Below are 9,493 nucleotides of genomic sequence, written 5' to 3'. Positions count from 1 at the left end.
CTACGCGTATACAGGCAAACGCTTACAAATTTCCAACACTTTTGCCTTCGTTGCTTGAATAACAGATTCATCACCCATGTTATCCAAAATATCACACATCCATCCAGCTAGTGCTTTTGCATCAGCCTCAGTAAAACCACGACGAGTAATTGATGGGGAACCCACACGGATACCAGAAGTCACAAATGGGCTACGCGGATCATTCGGCACCGAGTTTTTGTTCACTGTAATGTTAGCCGCACCCAATGCTGCATCAGCATCTTTACCTGTAATATTTTTATCGATCAAATCGACAAGGAATAGGTGATTTTCTGTGGAACCTGAAACAATGTTGTAACCACGATCTAAAAACTCAGCCACCATCGCTTTCGCATTAGCCACGACACGTTTTTGATACTCTTTAAACTCCGGTTCTAGTGCTTCTTTGAACGCGACCGCTTTACCTGCGATAACGTGCATTAAAGGACCACCTTGACCACCGGGGAACACCGCTGAGTTAAGCTTCTTATATAAGTCTTCACCTGCATTCGAAAGAATAAGGCCACCACGAGGACCTGCCAGTGTTTTGTGGGTAGTGGTCGTCACTACGTGGGCATGAGGAACTGGGTTAGGGTAAACACCCGCCGCAATCAAACCAGCTACATGCGCCATATCAACGAACAAGTACGCGCCTACTTTATCAGCAATTTCACGCATTCTTTTCCAATCGCAAACTTGCGAATAAGCAGAGAAGCCACCGATGATCATTTTTGGCTGATGCTCAACCGCTAATGCTTCCATCTCTTCGTAGTTAATTTGGCCTTTCTCATCAATTCCATAAGGAATGATGTTGTACAATTTACCGGAAAAGTTAACAGGAGAGCCGTGAGTCAAATGACCACCGTGTGCCAAGCTCATTCCTAATACGGTATCACCTGCGTTAAGCAAAGCCATATAAACCGCGTTGTTTGCTTGTGAGCCTGAATGCGGCTGCACGTTCGCATAGTCTGCACCAAACAATTCACATGCACGTTCAATCGCCAGCGTTTCCACTTTGTCGACAAACTCACAACCACCGTAATAGCGTTTACCTGGGTAACCTTCAGCGTATTTATTAGTGAGCTGTGAACCTTGCGCTTCCATTACACGTGGGCTTGTATAGTTTTCCGAAGCGATAAGTTCAATGTGTTCTTCCTGACGAAGGGTTTCTTCTTGAATGGCTGCGAACAGGTCCGCATCGTAATCTGCGATGTTCATATCACGCTTAAGCATCTGTATCTCCTGACTCAGATTTTACTGAAAGTTTCAAAAAACCACACAACGACCAAAAGCAAACGTTTTCGTCACCGTGATATGGCGCATATTCTACATAATTTGATCTCGGTCATAAAGAACAAATTACAGAAATTATCATGCGGTTTTTTCATGATGGATGGTAAGGTAACTCATGCTAAACAGTAAGTTGGATAATGATAAGCCGAATGTCAACCATTCTGCTTTACACCTTGTAAAACGGCAATTACATAGGTTTACCTCAATTCTCACTCCCTATCTACCGAAAATATCGCTTTTTCTTTACTATGTTCGCCATTCTTAATTATTAAAATTTCATTATTGATGCGAGCACACGCACGTAAAAGAAGATTGGGTTGCCCATTTTAACGGGAACCTTTTTAGTTGCACAAGGCGTCTTCTTTCGCCACTCCTCTATCTCAAATTGAAAAAAACCACATACAGTCACGCATTCTATATATCACACATCGCGTCTTATTTTTGATGCACCTAATCAGTTGAAGTCGTCGGTGCTTAATATGAGAATGCACTGCTAAAAAATAATTATCATTCGTTACCTTAATAATTGAGCGGTTAGGAGCTTCTACAATGGGTGAAAGAGGAAGGATCCGTATTTCTAACTATCAAGGTAAATTTTTCTACCGCCTGATAGATTGTTTAGTAATACTGATCACTATGTATATTACACTTAAGTTTCACTCACATATCGTTACCATGTCTTATATATCAGTGGGACTTTTAGGGGTTATTTTCTATTCCTTTATTGCTGAAAGCCTTGATATATATAGCGGTTGGCGAACCACAAAACTTAGAGTTTTAACTCTACATACTGCATTTTGTTGGGCTTCAACCGTTGGCTGCTTAACTTTAGTTGGTTATTTCACAAAAACAGGAAGCGATTTCTCACGCTTAATTTTAGGTTTCTGGTTTGTGGGTTCATTTACTTTATTACTGCTTTGGCGCTTCGTCGCATTTACAGTCATTTATTATCTGCATAAAAAAGGTTACCACACCACCAAAGCGGTCATTATAGGCATGACACCGCAAGGCCTAGAACTATCGAAAAATCTCATTAATAACCCTGAGTTAGGTATCCAACTTGCTGGTTTTTACGATGACAGAAGTGATGAACGTATTGCAGGAGATATTCCGGTGCTCGGTAAAGTTAATGATGCATTAACACTTGCCAAAAACGGTCAAGTAAAAAGTGTGTACATAGCACTACCAATGCAAGCCCAGCATCGAATCAGCAAGATTCTAGAGGCCTTTTCGGATAGCACAGTGAATACCTATATTGTGCCGGATTTTTTTACCTTCAATTTACTGCATTCGCGTTGGTATACCATCGGCGATGTTAATGCTTTTAGTATTTTTGATACACCATTCAATGGGTTAGGTACGTGGCTAAAACGTTTTGAAGATTTAGTCTTAAGTAGTCTTATCTTGATTTTAATCAGCCCTGTCCTTATTGCGGTTGCGGTAGGCGTGAAACTCAGCTCACCAGGCCCTATTATTTTCAAACAGATGCGCTATGGACTGGATGGAAAATCTATCAAAGTATGGAAATTCAGAAGCATGCGTGCCATGGACAATGGGAACAAGGTTACACAAGCAACAAAAAATGATCCCCGAGTGACTCCTTTTGGTGCGTTTATTAGGAAGACGTCATTAGATGAGCTACCACAGTTTATTAATGTGCTACAAGGTCGAATGTCAATTGTTGGTCCTCGCCCTCACGCCGTGGCACATAATGAACAGTATAGAACGATCGTTAACCGCTACATGCTAAGACATAAAGTAAAACCAGGAATCACTGGCTGGGCACAAATTAATGGCTGGCGTGGTGAAACCGATACGCTAGATAAAATGGAAAAACGTGTCCAATTTGATTTGGACTATATACACAGATTGTCGTTGTGGTTCGATATCAAAATCGTATTTCTCACCGTATTTAAAGGATTTGTAGGCAATAATGCTTACTAGAATGGAAAAGCATACTCATATGAACACAACTAATTTAAATAGAATCGCGTCCTTTGGTTTGGCTTTTTTTGCGTTATCAGCCGTACAAGCAAAACCACAACCTAACCCAATTATGACTGAATCAGGGATTGCCATTGTACCTTTTTTAAATTTATCAACGGGTTATAACGACAACTTAGCAAAGGAGTCACAAGATCTCGAACATTCCCAATATTCAGTATTCGAGCCAGGTATCGGTTTAGCAATAGAGCCGACAAGTGGCCAGAAACATCGCGTAGGTTATCGACTACAAAGAGGCGATTTTTTCAGCTCTAGCAAAGATAGCTACACTGACCATTTCTTTGATTTAGCCAGTGACTGGGAACTCAATTCCAAGCATCGAGTTGACTTGAGTTATGCTCTTGCATTAACTCATGAACAGCGTGGCGATAACGATACGACACTCAATTTGTCCTACAACAAATACAACACCAATAACTTCAACCTCGGTTACGGTTTTGGTGGCGAAGACGCCAAAGGTCGAATAGAAACCAACCTTGGTTGGGGTAATTTGGACTACAAAAACAACCAAACTATTACTCAATACCAAAATTGGGATGAGTTACGATTCAACAGCTCTCTGTACTATAAAGCGCTGCCAAAAACGTCGCTAGTTTTCCAAATTATCGTTAATGATAGGCATTATAGTGATATAGCCCCTGGCTCAACTCTCAAAGACAGCACCCATTATATGGGGTATGTTGGTACCTCTTGGGACGCGACAGGAAAACTACAGGGAAATGCCAAGGTTGGTATGCAACATAAAGATTTTGAATCCTCTTCTAGAGAAGATTTTGACTCTTTTTCATGGGATATTGATGTCACTTATCTCATCCGCACATACTCTGCAGTTCAGTTGAAAACAAATCGTAAATCAACCGATACCGACGGTACCGGTGATTCAATCGATACCAAAGTGTATAACGCAAACTGGACACATAATTGGAGCGACATCATCTCCTCTAACGTCGATTATTCTCTATTGAGCGAGAATTACACTAGCACTGCTCGCGACGATGACACCAGTAAACTAACACTTTCGCTGAGCTATGATTTTCGTCGTTGGCTAACATTCAAAGTCGGCTATCAACTTGAATCGAGAGATTCCAATATCAGTTCGTTAAGCTACGATCAAAATGTGTATTATTTTGCTATTGAAGGGGTGATGTAACTTACGATGAAGTACTTCTTAGTCATTCTGTTAAGCTGTCTTTCCTGGTCAACATTGGCCAATGAGAGTTTTTATAAGTTAGGCGTTGGGGATCAAATTCGGATTCAAGTTTATGATGAACCAGAGTTATCTATTGAAACGCGTGTAGGTGACAGTGGTAACATTGATTACCCTTTTTTGGGACGAATTAAGCTGAAAGGAAAAACGATTGAGGAAGTAAAAACTGCTATCCACAATGGTTTAATCGATGGGTATCTGGTTAACCCCAATGTTTTTGTCAGCATAGTCGAATATCGTCCCTATTTTATCAACGGGCAAGTAAAGATATCCGGGAGTTACCCGTATCATCCGGGGTTAACCGTAAACAAAGCCATTACGATTGCGGGTGATTCACAGAGCGAGCGTCTAAAACTAAGATCTATATATCATCAAGTGATGCTCCTGAGGCCAAGCCAGTAAAAGTAACATTACTTCATAAAATTCAGCCTGGTGACATTCTCACCGTAGAAGAAAGCTTTTTTTAGGTAACTTAGTTGTATGGAAAACTCTTTAATTAAAAATCACTTGAACTCAGATGAAGTTATTGATGTTCGTCAGTACGTCCATGTTCTTCTCAACTATAAATGGCGTATTCTACTTTTTTCTACGATGGTCACCGCTATCGCGGTATTGATTGCATTATCAATTCCTTCGCAATATACCGCTCGCGCCTCACTGATCATCGAATCAAAGCAAGCAAAAGCCGTTTCGATTGAAGACATCTATGGTTTAGATACCAAAAGCCAAGAATACTATTTGACTCAAATAGAGATTTTGAAATCAGACCGAGTCGCAGAGGAAGTCATTAAACGCCTTAACCTTGCCAGTCACCCAGAATTTGACCCTACTGTAGAAAATAATCAAAAAACTGGGTTTAAATTCGATGTATTGGAATGGTTTCCTGTTCTGAAATCGTTCAAGAAAGAGCCCGCAGAAATATCACAGGAAGACCAAAGCTATCGGACTAGCCGATTGGTTCTGGCTAAGTTTAAGCGTGGGCTAGAAGTTAGCCCAATAAGAAAAACTCAACTAGTGAATATTTTCTACACCAGTAAAGACCCTAAATTATCGGCTCAAATTGCCAATGAGATTGGTAACGTCTTTATGGATAGTCATATCGAAGACAAACTTCAAGTTGAACTGAAGGCGAATAGCTGGCTCAACAACCGCATGGGTGATTTGCGCGAACAACTAAAAAAGTCAGAAGCTCAACTACAAACATTTTTAAAATCTGAAGGACTCGTTGATATCCAAGGCGTTGAAAGCCTAGCATCCCAAGAACTTGAAGAACTGACCTCTCAATTGAATAAAACGAGAGACAGACGCGTTGCAGCTGAAACACTTTATTTGGTCGCTCAAACGTACAGCCGTCAAGATGGTGACCTCTCGGCCCTTGCATCTATCCCAGAGATCTCTAACCACCCGACGATACGAGATGTCAAATTGGCTGAAGTGCAAGCTGAAAAGAAAGTCTCAGAACTATCAAAACGTTATGGTGACAAACACCCAAAATTAAAATCAGCTCAAGCCGAGTTAGCCTCTGTAAAACGCAATTTAAATGCCGAACTAAAACAGTTATTAAATGGGATCAACAATGAGTTACAGGCAGCTAAGCAAGCTGAAAGTTCTTTGCATCGGGAACTTGAGAAACGCAAATCAGAGTTTCAAAGCCTATCCGTAAAAAATGCACGATATTCAGAGCTAAAGCGCGAAGTCCAAACAAACCGAAAGCTGTTTGATCTCTTTTTAAGTCGTCAAAAAGAGACCAGTGCATCGAGCGACTTTAATGCTACGATTGCTCGTTTTACCGATTTTGCCAATCCGCCCCTCGCACCAAGCAAACCGAATCGTAAACTGATTGTATTGCTAGCGTTTATCGCTTCGTTTGGTTTGGCGTGTGTTGTTGCTTTCATTGCTGATGCAATAAACGATACATTCCTTGATGTAAAACAGGTCGAAAAACAGTTATCACTAAGCTTGCTCGGTATTGTACCGGCAATAAAAACTCGAGGTCCTCTGACGCTAAAAACCTATTTTGATTCGAAACACCGAGAGCTAACAGAAGCGATTAGAACCGTTCGGACTAGCTATTTACTTGCCAACACCAACAAAGATCATCATGTAGTAATGGTTACGTCTTCACTGCCAGAGGAAGGAAAAACAACCTCGAGTATCAATTTGGCTTTTTCACTGGCACAAATGGAAAAAACACTGCTGATAGACTGCGATTTGAGAAAACCATCGGTTGCACACCGTTTTGGCATCTCTGGTTCACAGCCAGGAATGAGCAACTTGCTCATAGGTACGCATACCATAGAAGAGTGTCTCTATACCGATGAAGAATCAGGGCTTGATGTTTTGACTGCTGGAGTCGTGACAGACAATCCTCTTGAACTTATCTCCTCGCCTAAGTTTGCCTCACTACTCGAAGAGCTAAAGACACGCTATAGCAGAATTGTGATTGATACACCTCCGTGTTTAGCCGTTAGTGATGCATTTATGCTGTCACAGTACGTGGACTCGACCATACTGGTGATCAATGCTCCACACACACGCACTAAAGTAGCTAGAGATGTGGTTGGACGCTTAACGCAGCAAGGAGCGAGAATTGATGGCGTCATATTGAACAAACTGAACACCAAAAAAGCCTCTAATTATAGCGGTTATCATCAATATCAATCCTATTACGGCCCAGAAAAATAACCATGAAGGTCGCGAATCACCCTTTTTTAGCCCATGCTTTGCGTTTGAGCATTGGGCTAACTGCACTCGTTACTCTCTATTTTGCATTTCATTTTTTGACGGCGTCCATTTACGCGCTAGCAACAGAAAGAAATATCGACTACTGGACAAAGCACAGTGATGGTGTAACTTTAGAGCAAGTGAATGAAACAAAGCTCATGATACTAAAGGCCCTACAACACCACAGAGACCATCCTCATTACCACAATTTACTGGGTAAGGTCTATGAGTGGGAAGCCTATTTGGGCGATGATGTAGATAAAGAGAGCCGCTTGCTCAATGCAAAAAATGCCTACTTGGAAAGTGCATTATTGAGACCTACTTGGTCAGATACATGGGCTGATTTATTGGTGATTGAAACTCAGTTGAAAGGGGAAAATATTGATCTCTATTTTGCACAAGCCAATAGATATGGGCCTTTTACACCCAAAGTGAACAACACACTTTCCCAGATTGGCCTTAACCATTGGTCTATTTTTTCAGCGCCGCAGCGAACTATCATTATTGATCACGCCGCAAGAGCATTAGCTCATCCTCAAAGCCGAGGAGAAGCCTACCAGTATCTAAAATCAAACGGTCTCTTAAAATTTACCTGTGCAGCTATTATTTATAACCCTCAACGTTATACTGAGAAAAATAATCTCTGCAAGAGAGCGCTAGAGTGATCTCGATGATAAAACATTATTCAATAAACCGGTCTATCGCCTTGTTCATGTTAGCCTTGCTTTCTCTTGGTACGGCTTCGCTATCACTGGCAAAAACACTGAATATTCATGCTGAGATACCGGTATTTTTGGAAAAGTCACTCGGCGGTGATATTTATCTCCACTTTACACTTGCGCTATTCATTACCTTGGTTTTTATCCGAGTAATTTCCGCCACTCTTTCCCCTATACAAAGCATATTTCTCGCCATAGTTATCGTCTCGACCTGTTGCGTAATTGATGAAAGTTTACAAATGTTATCGCGTTCACGATCATTCTCTTTGCTCGATTTAGGGGAAAGCTTACTTGGTATAACAATGGCCTCAATAATCTATTACGTTACTAGCAGACTTCAATCTTCAAACTTATGCTCCAAACTAAGACAACCTCGCGCATAAAAACGCCTTAAGAATGAGAATCGAACCCTTATTAACAGAAGTACGATATCACTGGATGTACTACTTCACTTATAATCATCGCAACAGTAAATCGTAGGCTTTTAGGACTTACCAATGAAAAAATCACTATGGATATTTTGGATTGCTATTTCAGCTTTGCTGGCTAGTTCAAGGTTATATGCCGAAACAGAAATTACTTGTTCACTTTATAAAAACCATAAAGTGGCCACAGACACAATAAGAGCCAGCCTAGAACAAGCAGACGATGCCATTATTTCTCTGCAAGCTTTGATGAAACTATGCCCAAGCATGGCACTAGAAATGGCGGACCTAGCGTCTACTCTGCACCCACAACTAGCACTCGATATCTTCAATACAGTATTTGACCATATATCGAGTGACCAAGTCGCAGCTTTGACTGCAATACTCGTTAAAAATGCACCTCAAGAGATGCGTTTTCAAGTCATTCAACTTGCTGTAACTAAATCACCAGAGTCAGCTCAAGCTATCGTTGATGCTGTTATTGCAATGGATTTAATGGACTCAACTGATGTGATTGTTGCTGCAATCGCCGGTGGCGCTGACCCAGCGACCATTACGGAGCCGACAGCAGCAGGTACTCCATCGGCTTTACCTGGTGGATTACCTCCAGTCGCAACGGTGCCAGGCAACACGACAACACTTGGAACCGGCAATGGTAGTGGCGGTGGTACCGCTTCACCAAACTGATCGTTTAATTCGATACTTTCATCCAGTTTAGGGCAGGTATATTCCTGCCCTTCTTAATTGATATTAATAGTATGCGTCTAATAGAAAAATCCATTTTCCCAATATTTCTCATTTTTGTATTTTGGCTACCCATACCCTTAGGTAGTAATCGCCCGTTAGCATGGTCATTCAATGAAATCTGGATTGCATTGCTGCTTATTGCCTGTTTATTCAACTACTCTTTTGAGCACTGGAAAAACAGTCTAATAAGGGGAAAATTAGTCATCATTCCCATCGCGCTTATCACTTGCTGGTCATTCATCCAAAGTATTCCACAACTTGGTATAACTCAGGATCCTAGTTTAGTCTTTGTCTCTGCAATCAAATCGCTCCACTATTTCCAGTTTTGTCTTATTGCTCTTGTCCTTATCGACACA

Annotated in this window: 6 protein-coding genes and 2 pseudogenes; 7 read left to right on the top strand and 1 reads right to left on the bottom strand. The window is 41.2% G+C overall.

Annotated features, from left to right (window positions below):
- Complete coding sequence (glyA, locus tag VOR_RS0110190) at nucleotides 1-1,251, bottom strand: serine hydroxymethyltransferase (protein ID WP_010319607.1); 1,251 nt, start codon at nucleotides 1,249-1,251, stop codon at nucleotides 1-3.
- 609 nt (nucleotides 1,252-1,860) lie between these two features.
- On the opposite strand from glyA, the gene vpsL reads away from it, so the two are divergent.
- The 7 genes and pseudogenes from vpsL to VOR_RS19135 form a co-directional block, all read left to right on the top strand.
- Nucleotides 1,861-3,255 carry an exopolysaccharide biosynthesis glycosyltransferase VpsL gene (gene vpsL, locus VOR_RS0110185; RefSeq protein ID WP_010319606.1) on the top strand — a complete coding sequence of 465 codons (1,395 nt, stop codon included), beginning with the start codon at nucleotides 1,861-1,863 and terminating at the stop codon, nucleotides 3,253-3,255.
- A gap of 19 nt (nucleotides 3,256-3,274) precedes the next feature.
- Nucleotides 3,275-4,465 carry an outer membrane beta-barrel protein gene (locus VOR_RS0110180; RefSeq protein WP_010319605.1) on the top strand — a complete coding sequence of 397 codons (1,191 nt, stop codon included), beginning with the start codon at nucleotides 3,275-3,277 and terminating at the stop codon, nucleotides 4,463-4,465.
- 6 nt (nucleotides 4,466-4,471) lie between these two features.
- A pseudogene (gene vpsN / locus VOR_RS17870) lies at nucleotides 4,472-4,989 on the top strand (exopolysaccharide export protein VpsN).
- Between the two features lie 13 nt (nucleotides 4,990-5,002).
- Nucleotides 5,003-7,207 (top strand): exopolysaccharide regulatory tyrosine autokinase VpsO, encoded by a 2,205-nt coding sequence (vpsO, locus tag VOR_RS0110170; RefSeq protein WP_010319603.1) that lies wholly within the window; start codon nucleotides 5,003-5,005, stop codon nucleotides 7,205-7,207.
- Between the two features lie 2 nt (nucleotides 7,208-7,209).
- A complete protein-coding gene (locus tag VOR_RS0110165) occupies nucleotides 7,210-7,911 on the top strand; it encodes a VpsP family polysaccharide biosynthesis protein (RefSeq protein ID WP_010319602.1) in 702 nt (233 codons plus the stop codon).
- Between the two features lie 551 nt (nucleotides 7,912-8,462).
- Nucleotides 8,463-9,077 (top strand): hypothetical protein, encoded by a 615-nt coding sequence (locus VOR_RS0110160; RefSeq protein WP_010319600.1) that lies wholly within the window; start codon nucleotides 8,463-8,465, stop codon nucleotides 9,075-9,077.
- Between the two features lie 71 nt (nucleotides 9,078-9,148).
- Nucleotides 9,149-9,493, top strand: a pseudogene (locus VOR_RS19135) (O-antigen ligase family protein); the annotation flags it as partial.

Source organism: Vibrio ordalii ATCC 33509 (assembly GCA_000257205.1).
Taxonomy (GTDB): domain Bacteria; phylum Pseudomonadota; class Gammaproteobacteria; order Enterobacterales; family Vibrionaceae; genus Vibrio; species Vibrio ordalii.
This window is presented reverse-complemented; position numbering and strand designations above follow the sequence as displayed.